Source organism: Aeromonas salmonicida (assembly GCF_028355655.1).
In the GTDB taxonomy this organism is placed as follows: Bacteria; Pseudomonadota; Gammaproteobacteria; order Enterobacterales; family Aeromonadaceae; genus Aeromonas; species Aeromonas salmonicida.
In genome coordinates, this window is the sequence record NZ_CP110645.1 from 4,236,302 (window position 1) to 4,254,918 (window position 18,617).

Annotated in this window: 17 protein-coding genes; 13 read left to right on the top strand and 4 right to left on the bottom strand. The window is 60.0% G+C overall.

The features are described from left to right. Nucleotides 1–8: 8 nt before the first annotated feature. Entirely contained in the window at nucleotides 9–857 is an 849-nt protein-coding gene (gene exeC, locus ONZ54_RS19735) for a GspC family type II secretion system variant ExeC (protein WP_276327973.1), read from the bottom strand. Nucleotides 858–1,071: 214 nt separating this feature from the next. Between exeC and hslR the strand changes: the two genes are divergently transcribed. The 8 genes from hslR to ONZ54_RS19775 all read left to right on the top strand — a co-directional run bounded on the left by hslR (nucleotide 1,072) and on the right by ONZ54_RS19775 (nucleotide 8,594). Then, nucleotides 1,072–1,470 carry a ribosome-associated heat shock protein Hsp15 gene (hslR, locus tag ONZ54_RS19740; RefSeq protein WP_005315870.1) on the top strand — a complete coding sequence of 133 codons (399 nt, stop codon included), beginning with the start codon at nucleotides 1,072–1,074 and terminating at the stop codon, nucleotides 1,468–1,470. Between the two features lie 108 nt (nucleotides 1,471–1,578). After that, on the top strand, nucleotides 1,579–2,463 hold the full coding sequence (hslO, locus tag ONZ54_RS19745) for an Hsp33 family molecular chaperone HslO (protein WP_058394888.1): 885 nt from the start codon (nucleotides 1,579–1,581) through the stop codon (nucleotides 2,461–2,463). 149 nt (nucleotides 2,464–2,612) lie between these two features. Continuing rightward, nucleotides 2,613–4,238 (top strand): phosphoenolpyruvate carboxykinase (ATP), encoded by a 1,626-nt coding sequence (gene pckA, locus ONZ54_RS19750; RefSeq protein WP_058394887.1) that lies wholly within the window; start codon nucleotides 2,613–2,615, stop codon nucleotides 4,236–4,238. Nucleotides 4,239–4,416: 178 nt separating this feature from the next. Beyond that, nucleotides 4,417–5,082, top strand: coding sequence for a GntR family transcriptional regulator (locus ONZ54_RS19755; protein WP_005315877.1), 666 nt, complete (start codon nucleotides 4,417–4,419; stop codon nucleotides 5,080–5,082). A 33-nt stretch (nucleotides 5,083–5,115) separates the two neighbouring features. Beyond that, nucleotides 5,116–6,918 (top strand): aminopeptidase P family protein, encoded by a 1,803-nt coding sequence (locus ONZ54_RS19760; RefSeq protein ID WP_059168728.1) that lies wholly within the window; start codon nucleotides 5,116–5,118, stop codon nucleotides 6,916–6,918. A 79-nt stretch (nucleotides 6,919–6,997) separates the two neighbouring features. Then, nucleotides 6,998–7,402, top strand: a complete 405-nt coding sequence (locus ONZ54_RS19765; protein WP_416995598.1) for a nitrous oxide-stimulated promoter family protein — start codon at nucleotides 6,998–7,000, stop codon at nucleotides 7,400–7,402. 123 nt (nucleotides 7,403–7,525) lie between these two features. After that, nucleotides 7,526–7,978: a GNAT family N-acetyltransferase gene (locus ONZ54_RS19770; RefSeq protein ID WP_059168727.1), complete on the top strand. Its 453-nt coding sequence runs from the start codon at nucleotides 7,526–7,528 to the stop codon at nucleotides 7,976–7,978. A gap of 139 nt (nucleotides 7,979–8,117) precedes the next feature. Continuing rightward, a complete protein-coding gene (locus ONZ54_RS19775; RefSeq protein WP_005315904.1) occupies nucleotides 8,118–8,594 on the top strand; it encodes an outer membrane lipoprotein in 477 nt (158 codons plus the stop codon). Nucleotides 8,595–8,668: 74 nt separating this feature from the next. On the opposite strand, the gene ONZ54_RS19780 is transcribed toward ONZ54_RS19775, so the two are convergent. From ONZ54_RS19780 to ONZ54_RS19790, 3 genes are all read right to left on the bottom strand, one after another. Next, nucleotides 8,669–10,648 carry a bifunctional 2',3'-cyclic-nucleotide 2'-phosphodiesterase/3'-nucleotidase gene (locus tag ONZ54_RS19780; RefSeq protein WP_271788310.1) on the bottom strand — a complete coding sequence of 660 codons (1,980 nt, stop codon included), beginning with the start codon at nucleotides 10,646–10,648 and terminating at the stop codon, nucleotides 8,669–8,671. A 127-nt stretch (nucleotides 10,649–10,775) separates the two neighbouring features. Beyond that, nucleotides 10,776–11,396, bottom strand: coding sequence for an L-lysine exporter (lysE, locus tag ONZ54_RS19785; protein WP_265461999.1), 621 nt, complete (start codon nucleotides 11,394–11,396; stop codon nucleotides 10,776–10,778). A 202-nt stretch (nucleotides 11,397–11,598) separates the two neighbouring features. Then, entirely contained in the window at nucleotides 11,599–12,381 is a 783-nt protein-coding gene (locus tag ONZ54_RS19790; protein WP_005315931.1) for a LuxR family transcriptional regulator, read from the bottom strand. Between the two features lie 62 nt (nucleotides 12,382–12,443). Between ONZ54_RS19790 and ONZ54_RS19795 the strand changes: the two genes are divergently transcribed. From ONZ54_RS19795 to ONZ54_RS19815, 5 genes are all read left to right on the top strand, one after another. Further along, the gene (locus ONZ54_RS19795; RefSeq protein WP_058394881.1) at nucleotides 12,444–13,067 is read left to right on the top strand and encodes an acyl-homoserine-lactone synthase; all 624 of its coding nucleotides are present in this window, start codon (nucleotides 12,444–12,446) and stop codon (nucleotides 13,065–13,067) included. 265 nt (nucleotides 13,068–13,332) lie between these two features. Next, nucleotides 13,333–14,232, top strand: a complete 900-nt coding sequence (locus ONZ54_RS19800; protein ID WP_021140128.1) for a LysR family transcriptional regulator ArgP — start codon at nucleotides 13,333–13,335, stop codon at nucleotides 14,230–14,232. An 86-nt stretch (nucleotides 14,233–14,318) separates the two neighbouring features. Then, nucleotides 14,319–16,370 carry an exoribonuclease II gene (locus ONZ54_RS19805; protein ID WP_271786966.1) on the top strand — a complete coding sequence of 684 codons (2,052 nt, stop codon included), beginning with the start codon at nucleotides 14,319–14,321 and terminating at the stop codon, nucleotides 16,368–16,370. 383 nt (nucleotides 16,371–16,753) lie between these two features. Further along, entirely contained in the window at nucleotides 16,754–17,347 is a 594-nt protein-coding gene (locus ONZ54_RS19810; protein WP_271786967.1) for a TetR/AcrR family transcriptional regulator, read from the top strand. A 34-nt stretch (nucleotides 17,348–17,381) separates the two neighbouring features. Continuing rightward, nucleotides 17,382–18,428 (top strand): DUF418 domain-containing protein, encoded by a 1,047-nt coding sequence (locus ONZ54_RS19815; RefSeq protein ID WP_271786968.1) that lies wholly within the window; start codon nucleotides 17,382–17,384, stop codon nucleotides 18,426–18,428. Nucleotides 18,429–18,617 lie beyond the last annotated feature (189 nt).

An 18,617-nucleotide genomic window follows, 5' to 3' on the forward strand; every position in this document is an offset into this window, starting at 1 on the left:
CCAAATCATTATTCTGACAAGCCGACATAAACGTCGTAGAGCTGTCCCTGCCGTTCGACGGTGACGGTCATTTCCGTGGCGCCTGCCACCTGCTGCATCGCCTGCATGGCCTGAGCGTTATCCCGCAGATCCAGACCATTGATGCTGACCGCCATGTCATTGGCGACCAGACCGAGTTGATTGAACAGTTCTGGATTGCTGCCCGGATTGAGGCGATAGCCGACCATGCGGCCATCCACTCGTACCGGTGAAATATTGAGGTAATCGGTGATCTTGCCGGGGTTGCCCAGCAATTCGCTGCGCACCGAGGAGAGCTTCTCATCCGGGTTGCCCTGCTTGGGCAGGGGTTTGCCGTACTCTTCCCCGTCCAGCATCAGGGTCTCGTCACGCGCGTCACGTTCTATGATGACGCGGTCGGCAAACACCTGGCGAACCTTGGCCTGGGTGCCATCGATGAAGTCACCTATGCCATAGGAATTTTGCACACCGCTGTGGGCTATGATTGCGATGGACTTGGCGGGATCGGAACTGGCCAGCACACCGTTGAGCTGCGCATTGAGCTGGGTCTTGGGTGCGTCGGCTGCGACAGCATCGGCCGCCCGGGCCTGCTGCTTCGCCTTGCCAAACAGTGCCAGCCGGCTGACGCCGCCGAGATCGAGCCGGGCCTTGTCCTGACCCTGACTGCCTGCCACGGCCGGTTGCCAGGGCTGACTGCTCTGCTGGCTACCGAGATCCAGCAGCCGCCAGGTAAGACCGGCGCACTGGTGGGCCAGCAACAGCAGCAAGAGCCAGAACAGGGGCTGGCTGAAACGGGAGAGCGGCACGGTTTTGCAACGGGCCAGAAGGGAGCTCAACAAGTCATCCCTGAACGGTAGCGTCATGTTTATCAATATATTCTGGCTTCCAAATCGGTTGGCTATTGTGTACGGCAATGGACCCAGAGACAACCGACCGGATGGTATCAAGCTGTGAAAATTGACATTCCGTCACACCATCAGCCCCCCTGTTTCTATCCCGAGGCCTGCCTCTGGTATAATCAGGCTCCCCTTTCAGCCATCCCGGAGTCGATTCATGCCGAATCCCGCAGAAACCACAACCCAGGTCCGCCTCGACAAATGGTTGTGGGCCGCGCGTTTTTACAAGACCCGCAGTCTGGCCCGCGATCAGATTGAAGGGGGCAAGGTGCACTATAACGGCCAGCGCAGCAAACCTGGCAAGGCCGTTGAAGCCGGCGCCCTAATCCGTGTCTGGCAGGGCCAGGACGAGCGGGAGGTACGGGTACTGCAAGTGAGCGAACAGCGCAAGTCCGCCCCGCTGGCCCAGCTGCTCTATGAAGAGACGGAAGCCAGCCTGAAAAAACGGGCCGAGAACAGCGAGGCACGCCGCTTCAACAGCCAGTTTGCCCCGAGCCCCGAGCGTCGTCCCGACAAGCAGGAGCGGCGCCAGCTGATCAAGGTCAAGCAATACTGACTCGCCAACGTGGCCCTTTTATGACGACAGGGGGCGAGATAAGTTCCTAACCACCTGTTTATTATTGTTTTTATCTATTCACCTCACCTAAGAACCCAGGAATACATGATGAGTAACCAAGATCTCCTGTATCGCTATCTGTTTGAAGAGTACGAAGTCCGGGGTGAGCTGGTCCAGCTGGATCACACCTACCGCCACGTGGTGGAAGCCCAGAGTTATCCGGTGCAGGTGCAAAAATTGTTGGGTGAACTGCTGGTCGCCACCAGCCTGCTGACCGCCACCCTCAAGTTCGAAGGCTCCATCACTGTGCAATTGCAGGGTGATGGCCCTGTCCGTCTGGCGGTGATCAACGGTGACAACAACCAGCAGTTGCGCGGCGTGGCCCGCTATGAAGGGGAGCTGCCGAGCGATGGCAAGCTGCAGAGCCTGATTGGCAACGGCCAGCTGATCATCACCATCACTCCGGAGCAGGGCGAGCGCTATCAGGGCATCATAGCCCTGGACGCCGATACCCTGGCAGGTTGCCTGGAGCACTACTTCGCCCAATCCGAACAGCTGGCCACCAAGCTCTGGATCCGTACCGGCTACCACCAGGGTGAACCGCGCGCCGCCGGCATATTGCTGCAGGCACTGCCCGCCCAGAGCGAGGATCACAGCGCAGATTTCGATCACCTGACCCAGCTTACCGCCACCATCAAGGATGAAGAGCTGTTCGGGCTGGAAGCGGAAGAGATCCTCTACCGCCTCTACCACCAGGACAAGGTGCGGGTGTTCGATCCCCAGGCAGTCGAATTCCGTTGCACCTGCTCCCGCGCACGCTGTGAAGGGGCCCTGCTGCAGATAGAAAAGGAAGAAGTCTTGGAGATGGTGCAGGAGCTCGGCAAGATCGACATGCACTGTGATTATTGCGGCGCCCAGTACCAGTTCGATGGGATCGACGTCGAAACCCTGTTCAGCAGGGCTCCCGATAATGATGCAAACAAGTTACACTAATTGAAGGCGGGCAAAACCCGCCTTTAACTTAAATAACAAAAAAATACCCTATTTTATAAAGTTTGATGGCGATCTCTAAACTCTACCACCTAAGTGATAGGATGAATGCCAGATAGAACCCTACCAACCTCTGAACCCAGGAGAATACAATGACAATCGTGGCAGAACCCACCCTGGCCCAACAATTAGAACTGGACCAGTACGGCATCAAAAACAGCCAAGAAATCGTTCGCAACCCCTCTTACGACCAGCTTTTCGCGGAAGAGACACGTTCTGACCTGGAAGGGTTCGAGCGCGGTGTAGTGACCGAACTGGGCGCCGTTAATGTCAACACCGGTATCTTTACAGGCCGCTCCCCGAAAGATAAATATATCGTCAAAGACGCCACCACCCAGAATACTGTGTGGTGGTCTGACCAGGGTAAAAACGATAACAAAGCCATTACCCCGGAAGTGTGGTCACATCTGAAATCCCTGGTGACCAAACAGCTCTCCGGCAAGCGCCTGTTTGTGGTCGATGGCTTCTGCGGTGCCAACCCGGATACCCGTCTGGCCGTGCGCGTCATCACAGAGGTGGCCTGGCAGGCTCACTTCGTCAAGAACATGTTCATTCGCCCGAGCGATGAAGAGCTGAAAGCCTTCAAACCTGACTTCGTGGTGATGAACGGTGCCAAATGCACCAACCCGAACTGGAAGGAACAGGGTCTCAACTCCGAGAACTTCGTTGCCTTCAACCTCACCGAGAAGATCCAGCTCATCGGCGGCACCTGGTACGGTGGCGAGATGAAGAAAGGGATGTTCTCCATGATGAACTACTTCCTGCCCCTGCGCGGTATTGCCTCCATGCACTGCTCCGCCAACGTGGGTCAGGACGGCGACGTTGCCATCTTCTTCGGCCTCTCCGGCACCGGCAAGACCACCCTCTCCACCGATCCCAAGCGTCAGCTGATCGGCGATGACGAGCACGGCTGGGACGATGACGGCGTGTTCAACTTCGAAGGGGGCTGCTACGCCAAGACCATCAAGCTCTCCAAAGAAGCCGAGCCGGACATCTTCAACGCCATCCGTCGCGATGCGCTGCTGGAAAACGTGACCGTTGCCGCCGATGGCACCATCGACTTCGATGATGGCTCCAAGACCGAGAACACCCGCGTCTCCTACCCCATCTATCACATCGAGAACATCGTCAAGCCGGTCTCCAAAGCGGGTCATGCCAACAAGGTGATCTTCCTGACTGCCGACGCCTTTGGCGTGCTGCCTCCGGTTTCCAAGCTGACCAAGGAGCAGACCAAGTACCACTTCCTGTCTGGCTTCACCGCCAAACTGGCCGGTACCGAGCGCGGCATCACAGAGCCGACTCCGACCTTCTCCTCCTGCTTCGGTGCGGCCTTCCTCAGCCTGCATCCGACCAAGTACGGTCAGGAGCTGGTGAAGCGGATGGAAGCGGCCGGCGCGGAAGCCTATCTGGTCAACACCGGCTGGAATGGCACCGGCAAGCGCATCTCCATCAAGGATACCCGCGCCATCATTGACGCCATCCTGGACGGTTCCATCGAGAAGGCCGAGACCAAGATACTGCCGGTCTTCAATCTGGAAGTGCCGACCGCACTGCACGACGTGAACCCGGCGATCCTCGACCCGCGTGACACTTATGCCGACAAGGCCGAGTGGGATGCCAAGGCAGAGGATCTGGCCCAGCGCTTCATCAAGAACTTCGAGCGCTTCACCGACAACGAAGAGGGCAAGCGCCTGGTCGCGGCAGGTCCGCAGCTGTAACGCCAGCCCCCATCTTCTTGCAAACTGCAATACCGGTCAGCCCTGCTGACCGGTATTTTTTTAACCAGATGGCGGCGTTTGATCCCCCCCAAACCTTGCCTTGTGGGCGGTTGCGCGTTAGATTCAGCCCAACTTTATACAATATACAATTTTGCAACTATTCCTCTGTGACTCGACCATGACCCCACCCTACAAGACCCGAACCCAGATGGTGATGGAGAACCTCCGCGGCCGGATCCTGCGTGGGGAGTTTCCCGCCGGCGCCCCTCTTCGTCAGGATGCCATCGCCAAGGAACTGGCGGTGAGCCGCATTCCGGTGCGGGAAGCCCTGATGCAACTGGAGGCCCAGGGACTGGTGAAATTCGAGGCCCACCGCGGCGCCGTGGTCACCATGCTGGACGCCTCGGCCATCGAGGAGCTCTTTTATTTGCGAGCCCTGCTGGAAGCCGATACCCTGTTTCACGCCGTCGACCTGATGACGGAGGAGACCTTTGCCAAGGCAGAGGCCATCCTGGCCCAGTTTGATCAGGCGCTCGAGTCAGGCACCCAGATCGAACACTGGGCAGAGTTGAACCACAGTTTTCACGCCACCCTCTATCAGGCTGCCGGTCGCCCCCAGGCGCTGGAGCTGATTGCCCAGATCAATCTGAGCTGTGACCGCTATGTACGCTTCGAGCTGCTGTTTGCCAGCGACGGAGTGGACAAGGCCGAACGTGAGCACGCCCAGTTGCTGGCGCTGTGTCGCGCCCGCCGCAAACACGAGGCTGTGGTGCTGCTCAAACAACATATCGAGGCGGCCGGCCAGTCGATCAAACGGATCCTGGACAGCGGCCACAACCACTGAACACTCACATCACTACAATCTGGCATTAACGACATGAATCATTTCGAGATTATTGAAACCCGCGTCGCCCAGGTCAGGGCCGCTCTGGCCATTCAAGAGCTGGACGCCTTCATAGTCCCCCACGATGACGAGCACCTGGGCGAATACATTCCCGCCTACGCAGAGCGTCTGGACTGGATCACGGGTTTCAACGGCTCCGCCGGACTCGCCATCATAATGGCGCAGCGGGCGGCCCTGTTCATCGACGGTCGTTACACGGTGCAGGCCCGCATGCAGGCACCGGCCGAGCTATTCGAGTTTCTTCATCTGAACGAAGATCCCCATGTGCAGTGGCTGGCTGAACAACTGCCGTCCGGTTCCCGGGTCGGCTTTGACGCCCGCCTGCACAGCTTCGCCTGGTATCAACACGCCAAGGCTCTGCTGACCGAACGCGGCATCGAGCTGGTACGGGTCGATGAGAACCCCATCGACCTGCACTGGAGCGATCGCCCTGCGCCGACCAAGACCCCGGTCATTCTCTACAGCGAAGAGCTGGCAGGCCAGTCGAGCCAGGCCAAGCGCGAACTGCTGGCCACAGACCTGCGCAAGCGCGGGCTGGATGCCGTACTGCTGACCCAGGCCGAGCCCATCAACTGGCTGCTCAACCTGCGTGGCCGTGACGTGGAGCGGCTGCCGGTAGTGCTGGGTTTTGCGGTGCTCTACGCCAACACCAGCATGGATTTCTTCGTCGACACCGACAAGATTGACTGCATCGCCTTCTCCAGACATGTGGGACAGGATGTCTCCGTCTACCCCATCGACAAGCTGGGTGACGTGCTGCAACGCATTGGTGAAAACCAGCAAAGAGTACTGGCCGACCCCAACACGGCCAACGCCTGGACCCAGCTCATCATGGAAGAGGCAGGCGCCATCCTGGTGGCCGGTCAGGATCCGACCATGCTGCCGAAGGCGTGCAAGAACCCGGTGGAGCTGGCCGGTATGCAGCGCGCCCACCTGCGTGACGGCGTCGCCGTTACCCGTTTCCTCGCCTGGCTGGATCGGCTGATCGCCTCCGGCGAATTCGAGGGGGTGGATGAAGGCACGCTGGCCGATCAGCTGGAAGCTTTCCGTCATGAGCAGGAACACTACGTCGAGCCGAGCTTTGACACCATTTCGGCGCTGGGGCCCAACGCCGCCATGTGCCACTACCGTCACACCAACGGCACACCACGCCCCTTCGGTCAGGACAGCATCTATCTGGTGGATTCCGGTGCCCAGTATCTGGACGGCACCACTGACATCACCCGCACCGTCAAGGTGGGTGAGGTGACTGACGAGCACAAGGCCATGTTTACCCGGGTGCTGCAGGGCCATATCGCGCTGGATCAGGCCCGCTTCCCGCGCGGTACCGCCGGCATCCAGCTCGACGTGCTGGCCCGCATGCCGCTGTGGCAGGCGGGTTACAACTATGACCACGGCACAGGCCACGGTGTCGGTCACTTCCTTAGCGTGCACGAAGGCCCCCAGCGCATCGCGCCCAAGGGGAGCCTGGTGGCGCTGCAACCAGGCATGGTGCTCTCCAACGAGCCGGGTTACTACCGGGAAGATGCGTTCGGCATCCGCTGCGAAAACCTGGTGGTCGTGACCGAACAGGAACAGATGGGCGAACTGGCGATGCTGGGCTTCGAGCGCCTGACTTATGTGCCGTTCGATACCCGCCTCATCGATCGCAGCCTGCTGAGCCCGGCCGAGTTCCGCTGGATCAACGAATACCATGTCGAGGTGTTCCGCCGCCTGAGCCCCCTGCTGGAGGGCGAGGATCTCCTCTGGCTGGAACAAGCAACCAGCCTCATCTGATGACACAGGGCCTGCGGGCCCTGTTTTTTTGCCTCCCGTCTTGACCTGTATCAACACCCAGTCCCCTCAGGTCAGGACAATGACCGCCATGAAACCCCATGATCCCGACTCAATGCACAGCACTCGTGCCAGCAAGGCATCCGAGCACCCCAGGCTCAAGCGGGAGCAGCAAACGGTCAGCGCCATGATCCGCCTCTACTGCCACCACCACCATCAGGATCCCTCCTGTCGGCACTGCCAGCAGTTGCAAGCCTTCGCCCACCAGCGACTGCGGCGCTGCCGTTATGGTCACGGCCACAAACCGACCTGCGCCAACTGCCACATCCACTGCTATGCCCCCGCCATGCGCAAGCAGATCCAGCAGATCATGAAATGGAGCGGTCCGCGCATGCTGTGGCGTCACCCCTGGCTTGCCCTGTGCCATCTGCTGGACAGCCGCCGCAAGGCCCCAAGATTGCCCAACAGCCGGCCCCTGCCGCCCTGACACAGACCTTCAACCACTCGCGCCCGACATCATCGGGTACGCTTGCATCAGCCAGGATGGCCCACTAACCTGTGACCCCTTTGACTGCCGCACGGCAGCACGCACGCAATGACAGGAGCCCGGATGCATCAGCCCCCCGTTTTGAGAGTGGCCACCCACGCCGACATGCACGCCATCTGGCAGATAGACGTCAACGTCTTCGGGGAGGATGTCTATCCAGGCTTCTTCTTTCGCCAGGCCATGGACCTGTGGCCCGAGCTGCTGCTGGTGGCCGAACTGGATGGCAAGCTGCTTGGCTATGCCCTGGGTGGATTGGGACAGGATCGGTCGCAAGGCTGGCTGCTCTCCCTGGCTGTGTTACCCGAGGCGCGCGGCTTCGGTCTTGCCGAGCGCATGATGCTGCAGCTGGAGCAGGCACTGACCCAGGTGCTGGTCGAACGCGTCAGACTGACGGTGGATCCGGCCAATCCGGCCAAACGCCTCTACTTTCGACTCGGTTATCAGCAAGTTGCCGAGGAGCGCGACTATTTCGGCCCGGGTGAAGATCGCCTGCTGCTGGAAAAAAGCCTCGGCTAATCCCGCCGCTGACGTCGCCTCCCGTCCCCGAGTCTCATAATTGGTTACACTTTGCTGGTTTCATGCTCAATCCGGTTGGCGTAAAGTTGCACTCACTGACCGAATTAACCAGATTAGATGCCAGCCCAGGAGGCCCATCATGTTGAAACGTATGACCCTTATCGCCTTGTTGGCCGCCACCACTGCCACCACCCTCAGCGGCTGTGCCAACAGCGATGTCTACTCCGGCGATGTCTATACCAAGGATCGTGCCAAGCAAGTCCAGACAGTGAGCTACGGCACCATACTCTCCACCCGCCCGGTCAAGATCCAGGCCGATGAGAACTCTCTGGTCGGCACCATAGGCGGCGCCGTGGTCGGTGGCCTGCTCGGCAGCACCATTGGTGGTGGCCGGGGCAGCGATATCGCCGCCGCAGGGGGTGCCATCGCAGGCGCCGCCGCCGGTAAAGCTGCCGGCGACAAGCTCAATCAGGTTGACGGCGTCGAGCTCGAGATCAAGAAAGAGAACGGCGAATCCATCGTGGTGGTGCAAAAAGCCAGCCCCACCTTCGTACCTGGCGCCCGGGTACGCATGACCCAGGGCAACGGCAGCATCAACGTGGCCGTGGTGAACTAAGTACCAACTACCAAACGCCCACGAAAAAGCCCTCGCACTGCGAGGGCTTTTTTTATCGTGTTTTCCAGCCAGGGTTACTGACGGATCAGGCGGAAGATGGCGTAGCCCGGATGCTTGGCATCGTCCATCGGCAGGGTGGACTTGTACTCCAGATCCGCGCCGGCCAGTTGTTTGGCCTCCTCGCGGGGAGAGGAGTAGAGCCGCACGTCCACGTTGGCGGGCAGGGCCTTCATGTGCCAGTTGTTGTTGGCCGCCGGGCTGAAACCACCCGGGTTGTCGGCAGACTGGGCCTTCAGGTACTGGGCAATGATCTCCCGCGTCTCGGAGGGATCTTCATGCACTATGTTGCTGCCGTCGATGCCCGGGAAGTGACCGCCACCGCTGGCGCGGTAGTTGTTGGTCACCACGTAGAACTTCTGGACCGGGTCAATGGGCTGGCCGTTGAAGGTGAGCGCACTGATGCGCTGGCCGTTGCTGACCTTGTCCCCTTCCTTGTTGTAACGGGCCGGCTGGGTGATATCCACTTCATAGTTCACGCCATCGATCACATCGAAGTTGTAGGTGGGGAACTTCTCGTTCACCAGCCACTGCACCTCTGTCTTGCCGGTATCGATCTGGTTGAACTGACCGGCGCTCATCTCCAGCCACTCCTTGACGGTGGCTCCGTTCACTTCGACCACCTGCAAGGTGTTCGGATAGATATAGAGGTCGGAGACGTTGCGCAGGGAGATGTCGCCCTGGGCCACATAAGTGAAGTCATTGATGCCGTTGCGACCACCACGGAAGGGGGCCGCCACTGACAGAATGGGGTAGGACTCCTTGAGCAGACCGTCTTGTTGCAGCTGTTCGGCATAGCGGCGCTGGGCATCGCTCACCAGTTGCACCGAGGGATCATCCTGTACCAGAGCAAAGAAGCTGTGGATGGAGGAGGTGATCTTGCCGAGCGGTTCATCCAGCCACTGGTTGGTGGCATCGTGATCCGCCTGTACCAGATCGACGACCCGCTGATCCACGGCGCTGCCTTCGCTGGAATCGATCTTGCGCAGGCTGGCCTGGCTTTGCTTCACCTGCCACTTGCCCTCAACCTGCTCCAGGGTGAGGTCTATGATGCCCAGATGGTTGCCCCAGTAGCCTGGCATCACGGTCGGCACGCCGCTCAGGGTACCGGCCTGGTTATCCACCTCCGGCAGATCCGGGAAATCACCGGGGAAGTTCTTGTGGGCATGCCCCAGCATGAGGGCATCCACCCCTTTTACCTTGGCCAGGTGCCAGGCGGAGTTCTCCATCATGGCTTCGTAGCTGCTGGCGTTGATGCCGGTGTGGGCGACCACGACCACTATGTCGGCACCCTTGGCACGCAACTCGGGCACATAGTGGTTGGCGGTCTCGACCATGTCGGCCACCACCACCTTGCCTTCCAGATGACGCTTGTCCCACTGCAGCACCTGTGGCGGGGTCAACCCCAATATGCCCACCTTGACGGTCTGCTCCTGCCCCTTGTCATCCTTCACCTTGCGCTCCAGCAGCAGGTAAGGGGTGAACTTGTTGCCACTCCAGTCGATCTGCCCCTTGGCATCGCGCTTGAAAGCGTCCGCCTCGAACACGTTGGCGTTCACATAGGGGAACTTGGCACCCTGCAGTGTCTTGGTGAGGTAATCCAGCCCGTAGTTGAATTCGTGGTTGCCCAGGTTTCCGGCGTCATAACCCAGCTCGTTCATGGCCTTGAACACGGGGTGGGCCTGCTTGTCGAGGTAACCGGTGCCAGATTGCTCGAAGATGTAATCCGCCAGCGGCGTGCCCTGAAGCAGGTCACCGTTGTCGAGCAGCAGGTTGTTGGGGTTTTCCGAGCGCGCCGCACGGATCAGCAAGGCGGTACGGGAGAGGCCAAACTTGCGATCTTCCTTGTTCTGGTAGTAATCGTATCCCAGCACGTTGGAGTGGATATCGGAGGTCTGGATCAGACGCAGGGCCACAGCGCCCGGTTGCGTCTTGCTGTCGTTTTCATTGCTACAGGCAGACAACAGCACTATGGCTGCAATAGCACCCAGCTTCATGGTTTTATTCACTGTTTTTTCCCTTTTATTATGAGTGTCGCTTTACCAGCGACGGGAATTTAACAGACGAATATGTCATGGCATGAAGCCGGGATTAATTTTTATGAGGTGTGGCACAAAAATAGCCTTATGAGGCCAGCAAGGCCCCACTCGCCAGTTGCAATGCCAGTCCCAACATGATTAAACCAACAATAGTATCAATAGCTTGCTGCACCCGGCCCCGTGCAAGCCAGGGTGAGAGCGCGGCCGCACCAAAGGCGAGACTGTAGAACCAGACCAGGGAAGCCAGCATGGCCCCTGCCGCAAAGGCCGGGCGCAACGGTTCGGCAAACTGGCTGCCAAAGGAGCCGAGCAGCATCAGGGTATCCAGATAGACGTGAGGATTGAGCAGGGTCACCCCGAGCGTCATGGCCAGCACGCTCTTGACCCCCATCAGCCGGGGTGAATCCACCAGCGCAGCCCCCTGCCCTTGCCAGGCACTGCGCAGGGAGCGCATGCCGAACCAGCAAAGAAACAGCACACCACCCCAGGTCAGCAGCGCCAGCCCGATGGGACTGGCTGCCAGCAGGTTGGCCCCGCCGAATACCCCAATCCCGATCAGGATGAGATCACACAGACAGCAGAGCGTCGCAGCCAGCAGATGGTGATTGCGATGTATACCCCGGCTCAGCACGAAAGCGTTCTGGGCACCGATGGGAATGATCATGGCAAGGCCAAGGGTGAAGCCTTGCAGAGTGGTCGCGAACATGGATAAACCGTCCAGAAGAGTGAGTGGACGGCACTATAAAGGGCGGTGGGGTATTCAGAGAAATTCATTAATCTGCTGAGTGATTCATTTCTCTAATCAAGCGGGATCCTGAGGGCAGGGATGAATTCCATCCGGCACCAACTGTCAATTGCATGATCTGACAATTGTGAGCCTGTCGCTCTGCCCCGAGAATCATTGGGTTTTATTGCATCAGCTTGGGGAAGTTGGTGACAACGACCTGCTCCAGATTGGGCAGCAAAATGCCACTGCTCACCCCCTTGGCGATGGCCTGGTAGCGATTCATCGACCCCGTTTTACGGGTGACCTGATTGAGGTGGTAGTTCACGGTACGTTCCGTGATCCCCAGGATGCAGGCAATTTCACCCGACGTTTTCCCTTCGCTGGCCCAGAACAGGCATTCGGTCTCACGGTCAGTCAGGGCCTCCTGAGGGTCATCTTCCCGCAGACTGACCCGCACAATCCGGATCGCCGCCTCGAAGATGTAGTTGGACATCCAGGAGAGGATGGGCGAGGACTCCAGCAGCAGATCGCTTGACGCCCGCTCGGCAGTGATGAACGACAGTATGCCGTTTTCCCCCGCCGCACCGTGCAGCGGAAACGAAATACCGTTTCGCAGCCCGAACTCCGCCGCCAACCCCATCACATCCAGACTGCCCTCTTGCAGAAAACGCGCCCGTTCATCCAGTCGGTTCCAATAAATGGGCAAGGTCTGCTTGCGGGCCAGCTGGATGATGGGATCACAGGCCAGCATATGGTTGGCCGTATAGGCCTGCACCCAGGAGTCAGGGCACTGATTGAACAGCACCACCTTGGGCCTTTGCATCGACATGGGAATGATCAGTGCGAACCGGTAGTAGTCATAGCCCATACCGAGCGTGAATCGACCGATCAACTCGGCCAAACGATCCCCGTCTGTTACCGAAGTGAAATGTTCGAGGTACTCAAGCAGTTGGTCTTGTTTCATATGCTAGCCCCCCTGGCCAGGGCCTCGATTATAGCGCCGAACACTGAAATGGAGACATCTGAATGCTTGTTTTCAAAGGAAAATTAAAAGAACACCCCAGATGGGAGGTAGAAAACGAGCTTTATCGCTTCCGTAATCGCGTCTTCTCCGATCGTCTCGGCTGGGATGTGGAGTCTCACCGTGGTCTGGAGCAGGACAGCTTCGATACCCCGGACACCCATTGGGTGCTGATCGAGGACGAAGAAGGCCTGTGCGGCTGCATCCGTCTGCTCAGTTGCGCCCAGGATTACATGCTGCCCAGCATATTTCCCACCGCTCTCGCCGGGGAGATGGCACCACGCAGCAGCGATGTGTGGGAACTGACTCGCCTCGCCATCGACGCCAACCGGGCGCCGCGCATGGGCAACGGGGTGAGCGAGCTGACCTGCGTCATCTTCCGCGAGGTTTATGCCTTCGCCAGGGCGAAGGGGATCCGGGAACTGGTCGCCGTGGTCAGCCTGCCGGTGGAGCGTATCTTCCGTCGTCTCGGCCTGCCCATAGAGCGACTCGGTCACCGTCAGGCCGTGGATCTGGGCGCCGTGCGCGGGGTCGGAATCCGCTTTCATCTGGATGAACGTTTCGCCCGTGCCGTCGGCCACCCCATGCAGGGCGAGTATGCCGATGCCAGGGAACTGGTCACCGAGTAAACGCCACATAAAAAAATCCCGGGATAAGGCCCGGGATTAAAAGTTCTCGCTATGGCCCGTTTCCACCCCATGCAAAAACGGACGCAAAAGAGTATCCCCTGAATACCTTTTGACCACCACTGTCACATCTCGCAGTGACAAACCCGCTTTCACCCCGCACACCACGCCAGCCGTGCCTCTCGGCGATCCGGTCAGAGTTTCGTTGTCGTCCTGCCGTCACTCCAGTAGCATCTCTTCTCAATACCCTCTCTGATAAGGAATGCTGATGAAGGCGTTGGACTACAAGCTGCTGCTGGCGCTGGATGCCGTAATGCAGGAGCAGAACTTCGAGCGCGCCGCCCAGCGCCTGCACATCACCCAGTCCGCCATCTCACAGCGCATCAAGCAGCTGGAACAGCAGTTTGCCGAGCCGCTGCTCATTCGCAGCCAGCCACTACAGGCGACCCCCCTTGGCCAAAAGCTGCTGGCCCACTACCGCCAGGTGCGCCAGCTGGAACTGGAGCTGGCCGGCGAGATCGCGCCCGACGAACCGCAGGCCCCGATCCGGGTCAGCATAGCGGTCAACGCCGACAGCCTGGCAACCTGGTTCCTGCCAGCCCTCGCACCTCTGCTGGAGCAGCACCCCATAGAGCTGAACCTGCTGGTGGATGACGAATGCCGCACCCTGGATCGGGTGCGCGAGGGTCAGGCCTTCGGTGCCGTCAGCCTGCACGGCCAGCCACTGGCGGGCTGCTGCGTGGACGAGCTCGGCGAGATGCGCTACCTGCTCACCGCCAGCCCCGCCTTCGTCGCCCGTCACTTTCCCGCCGGGCTCACCCCGGCAGCGCTGGCAAAGGCACCGGCGGTGGCCTTCGATCAGCGCGACGACATGCATGTGAGCTTCATGGCACGCCACTTCGGGCTGGAACCCGGCGGCTATCCCTGCCACACGGTGCGCTCGTCAGAAGCCTTCGTCGCCATGGCCGAGCAGGGACTCGCCTACTGCCTCATCCCGGAACTGCAGATCCGCCAGCAGCTGGCACAGGGGAGACTGCTCGATCTCAGCCCGTCACATCACCTCATCGAGCGCCTCTACTGGCACCGCTGGGTACTGGAGCGCGGGTTGCACAAACAGATCTCCCAGCGTCTGATCAGCGAGGGGCGCCGCGCACTGCAACCCGGTTGACGGGGCCATTCACCTTGGCTTTGAGGGGGTAAAATCGTATAGTGCTGGGCGTTTCTTCATCAGGTCTCCACTCAGGTTCCTCACTTATGTTCCAAGACAATCCGCTGCTGGCCCAGCTCAAGCAACAAATCCGCGAAAACATCCCCAAGAAAGAGGGTGTTATCCGCGCCTCGGACCGGGGCTTCGGCTTTCTGGAAGTCGATGAGAAGACCAGCTATTTCGTGCCGCCCCCCTACATGAAAAAGGTGATGCACGGTGACCGGGTGAGCGCCCTGATCCGTACCGAAAAAGAGAAGGAAGTGGCCGAACCGGATGCCCTGCTGGAGCAGGCAGTGACCCGTTTCGTCGGTCGCGTCAAAATGTTCCGTGACCGCCTCAACGTGGTGCCGGACCATCCGCTGATCAAGGATGCCATCAAGGCCCGCGCCAAGAAGGGTCTGGATGAGAAGTCCTTCAAGGAAGGGGACTGGGTGGTTGCGACCCTCAAGCGCCACGCCCTGAGTGATGGCAACTTCTCTGCCGAGATCATCGAAAAGATCGCCGATCAGGAAGACCACAATGTGCCCTGGTGGGTAGTACTGGCTCGCCATAACCTGGCCCAGATAGAACCGGCTGATCTGCCGGAGTGGAAGGTGATCGAGGAAGAGGAGCTGCCACGTACCGACCTGACCGCGACCCCCTTCTTCACCATTGACGGCGCCAAGACCAAGGACATGGATGACGCCCTGGCCATCCGCAAACTGGACAACGGCTGGGAGTTGCTGGTCGCCATCGCCGACCCGACCGCCTATGTGGCCGAAGGCAGTGAGCTGGACAAGGAAGCCGCCCAGCGCGCCTTCACCGTCTACATGCCGGGTCGCAACGTGCCCATGATACCGCGCACCCTCTCGGACGAGCTCTGCTCCCTGAAAGAGGGCGAGGAGCGCAACACGCTCTGCGCCCGCCTGCTGATCGCCGAAGATGGCCTGCTGCTGGAGGAGACCGAATTCTTCGCCGCCCGCATCATCTCCCATGCCCGTCTCAACTATGACGAGGTCTCCGACTGGGCCGAACAGGGTAAACCCCTTGAGATCGACGCCGGCGTGATGGCTCAGCTGCCGCTGATGAAGGCCATGACGGAGGCGCGGATCAAGTGGCGTACCGAGCATGCCCTGGTGTTCCCGGACAGACCCGACTACGACTTCGCGCTGGGGGAGAACGGCGCCGTGCTGGCCATTCACGTGGAGCCGCGCCGCATCGCCAACCGCATGATCGAAGAGTCGATGATCGCGGCCAACATCTGCGCCGGCCGCGTGCTGGGCAAGAGCGTCGGCTACGGCATCTTCAACGTCCACACAGGGTTCGATGAAGAGTCCCTCGACGGCGCCATCGACCTGCTGAAAAGTGCCGAGGCCCCATTCGAGCGCGACGAGATCGCCAGCCTGACCGGCTTCTGCGCCCTGCGCCGCTGGATAGACAACCTGGACACCCGCTGGCTGGATGGCAAGATCCGCCGCTTCCAGAGCTATGCGCTGATGTCCTCCGAACCGGGTGCCCACTACGGCCTGGGGCTGGATGCCTACGCGACCTGGACCTCCCCGATCCGCAAATACGGCGACATGGTCAACCATCGTCTGCTCAAGGCCGTCATCGCCGGCAAGACACCGGGTGAGCGCCCAAGTACTGAGCTCACCGAGCACCTGACCGCCTGTCGTCGTCTGCACCGCATGGTGGAACGCGACATCGGCGACTGGCTCTATGTCCGTTACCTCAAGGCTGCCGCCGGCACCGATCAGGTGTTCAACGCCGAGATCATCGACGTGATGCGCGCCGGTCTCAAGCTACGCCTGCGCGAAAACGGCGCAGTTGTCTTCATGCCCGCCCGTCACATCCTGGACAGCAAGGATCGGCTGGAGTGCAACTGGGACAATGGCCGCGTCTACCTGGACAAGACCGAAGTGGTCTATGAACTGGGTCAGGTTATCGAGGTCAAGCTGAGTGAAGCGGTGGAAGATACTCGCTCCCTCATCGCCAAACCGGCAGTGGAGCTGGTACCAGGCCCAGCACCAGAAGCCCCGGTGGCCGACAGTGCCGTAACCGAGAATACGGTAGCCGAAAGCACTGAGACACCAGCCGAGGCCGCCCCCAAGGCGGAATAAGCCAAGCCTCTACAGCTCGATGCAAAAGCCCGCAACCCTGCGGGCTTTTTTATACCCCTTGTTTATGGCCAGCAGGAAGACGATGCCCTCACCCTCAGCCCCCTTGAGCCAACAAACGAACGCTCTGAGGAGCGGGTGGCCCGACGAGGAGATGGCTAGGAGTGCAATGACCTTCTACCTGTCTTGGCGCTGACCGGCTTTGGGACCGGGTCCTCACTGACCACTCGGCGGACGCATGGCTTGCCCCGGAGTATGCCGACCAAGGCGATGCCTCCTCTTGGCTAACTGTGGCTTGCTTCTTTTTCACACCGGAGATAAGGTGAACACCACAAATGAACGAACGTTCGCTCAAATAATGTCGACTAGTAGAGAGGAAGCCGACCATGTCCATCAATCACAACCGCCTGGAGCAACGGCGGGAGCTGATCATCCAGGCAGCCCTCGGCTGCTTCATCGAGCGGGGCTTCCACCAGACAGGGATGCGTGACATAGCCGCCGCCGCAGGGGTGAGTCTGGGCAACCTCTATAACCACTTCGCCCGCAAAGAGGAGCTGATCGCGCTGATCGCCTCGCTGGAAGCCGCCGAGTTGCAGCCCCTGCTGGATGAGCTGGATCAGGGCTCCGCCCGCGCGGCACTGGCCCGCTTCGCCGCCGGCTATCTCGCCTGGTCGCAGACGCCGGAGAATCTGCTGCTCGGCACCGAAATCCTGGCCGAGCTGACCCGCCACCCCGAGATGGCCGCCACCTTCGCCAGCAACCAGCGCCAGCTGTGCGATGTCCTTGCCAATACGGTACGGCGGGGACAGCAAGAAGGATGTCTGGAGGCAAGACTGGACCCCGATCTCACCGCCCAACTGCTGCTGGACGGGCTGGAAGGGCAGGCACTGCGCGATGCACTTGCTCTCCATTCGGATCAGCCCTCAGCGGCGCAACGACTGCCACAGCTGCTGGACCTGCTGCTGGGGCCGGCCAACTGAGCCATGGATTCTTCTCCTGCGAGGCAAACCGCTCATGACATCGTCATCCAATAGACTGGAGGGGCTGGATCTGGCCCGCGCCATGGCCCTGCTCGGCATGGTGCTGGTGAACTTTCGCATCGCCATGGGTGTGCTGACAGGCGGACCTGACTGGCTCAAAGCCATGCTGGATGCGCTGGAGGGTCGTTCTGCCGCCAGCTTCGTGGTGCTGGCCGGCATAGGTCTCGGTCTCTCGACCCGCAAGCTGAGCTGGCCGACTGCCATGCAGCAAACCGCCAAGCGGGCCCTGTTTCTGCTGATCCTGGGACTGCTCAACTATTTGGTGTTTCCAGCCGACATCATCCATTACTACGCCGTTTACTTCCTGCTGGGGGCTTGCTGCCTGCGGTTACCCTCCCTCTGGCTGCTCTCCCTGATCCCCCTGCTGGCAGCGGGCTTCGTCATCCTGCTGTTTCACTTCAATTACGATCAGGGCTGGCAGTGGCACAGCTTCAGCTACCCCGAGTTCTGGGCCCTGAACGGCTTCGTCCGCAATCTGCTGTTCAATGGCTGGCACCCTGTGGTGCCCTGGCTGGGCTTTCTGCTCTACGGCCTCTGGCTGAGTCGTCAGGCCCTCGCGAACGCGAGCGTTCAGAGATGGCTGCTGGCCGGCGGTGTGGGGGCCATGGTGCTGGCCAAAAGGCTGTCGCTCTGGCTGCTGACACTAATCCCCCAGCCCGAACTGGCCCCCCTGCTCGCGACCGGGCCCATTCCTCCTGCCCCGCTCTACCTGCTGTTTGGCATGGGGGCGGCCAGCACCCTGATCGCGCTCTGCCTCTGGCTCGGCCGCGCCCTGCCCACAGCTCGCTGGTGGCGAGTCTGGCTGCCGGTCGGACGGCAGACGCTGACACTCTATATCGCCCATATCATGCTCGGCATGGGCGTGCTGGAGGGGCTGGGCTGGCTGAAGGGGCAAGATCTGCCCGAAGTGGTACTGGCTGCCACCGTCTTTGCCCTGACGGCTCTGTTGTTCGCCAATCTGTGGAGCCTGCGCTTCGCCAGAGGACCACTGGAGGGGGTAATGCGCCGCTTGTGCGGTTGAATGCCAATCATGAAAAACTGAAAGTGGGTTACAAACCTACTGATTCATTGGCGATTAATGAGCAAATACTATCTATCCATCGTTATCCCTCTCGGATTTTGCATCTCACACACTGACCCGTTTGAATACAAATTAAATATTCGTGACAGCCATCACATTGACAGCGGGTTTGCGCAAACCACAAAAGGT

Bases quoted from the DNA above. Each gene is read 5' to 3' on its own strand.
- hslR (WP_005315870.1), top strand. From the start codon at position 1,072: ATGCCGAATCCCGCAGAAACCACAACCCAGGTCCGCCTCGACAAATGG.
- hslO (WP_058394888.1), top strand. From the start codon at position 1,579: ATGAGTAACCAAGATCTCCTGTATCGCTATCTGTTTGAAGAGTACGAA.
- pckA (WP_058394887.1), top strand. From the start codon at position 2,613: ATGACAATCGTGGCAGAACCCACCCTGGCCCAACAATTAGAACTGGAC.
- ONZ54_RS19755 (WP_005315877.1), top strand. From the start codon at position 4,417: ATGACCCCACCCTACAAGACCCGAACCCAGATGGTGATGGAGAACCTC.
- ONZ54_RS19760 (WP_059168728.1), top strand. From the start codon at position 5,116: ATGAATCATTTCGAGATTATTGAAACCCGCGTCGCCCAGGTCAGGGCC.
- ONZ54_RS19765 (WP_416995598.1), top strand. From the start codon at position 6,998: ATGACCGCCATGAAACCCCATGATCCCGACTCAATGCACAGCACTCGT.
- ONZ54_RS19770 (WP_059168727.1), top strand. From the start codon at position 7,526: ATGCATCAGCCCCCCGTTTTGAGAGTGGCCACCCACGCCGACATGCAC.
- ONZ54_RS19775 (WP_005315904.1), top strand. From the start codon at position 8,118: ATGTTGAAACGTATGACCCTTATCGCCTTGTTGGCCGCCACCACTGCC.
- ONZ54_RS19780 (WP_271788310.1), bottom strand. From the start codon at position 10,648: ATGAAGCTGGGTGCTATTGCAGCCATAGTGCTGTTGTCTGCCTGTAGC.
- lysE (WP_265461999.1), bottom strand. From the start codon at position 11,396: ATGTTCGCGACCACTCTGCAAGGCTTCACCCTTGGCCTTGCCATGATC.
- ONZ54_RS19790 (WP_005315931.1), bottom strand. From the start codon at position 12,381: ATGAAACAAGACCAACTGCTTGAGTACCTCGAACATTTCACTTCGGTA.
- ONZ54_RS19795 (WP_058394881.1), top strand. From the start codon at position 12,444: ATGCTTGTTTTCAAAGGAAAATTAAAAGAACACCCCAGATGGGAGGTA.
- ONZ54_RS19800 (WP_021140128.1), top strand. From the start codon at position 13,333: ATGAAGGCGTTGGACTACAAGCTGCTGCTGGCGCTGGATGCCGTAATG.
- ONZ54_RS19805 (WP_271786966.1), top strand. From the start codon at position 14,319: ATGTTCCAAGACAATCCGCTGCTGGCCCAGCTCAAGCAACAAATCCGC.
- ONZ54_RS19810 (WP_271786967.1), top strand. From the start codon at position 16,754: ATGTCCATCAATCACAACCGCCTGGAGCAACGGCGGGAGCTGATCATC.
- ONZ54_RS19815 (WP_271786968.1), top strand. From the start codon at position 17,382: ATGACATCGTCATCCAATAGACTGGAGGGGCTGGATCTGGCCCGCGCC.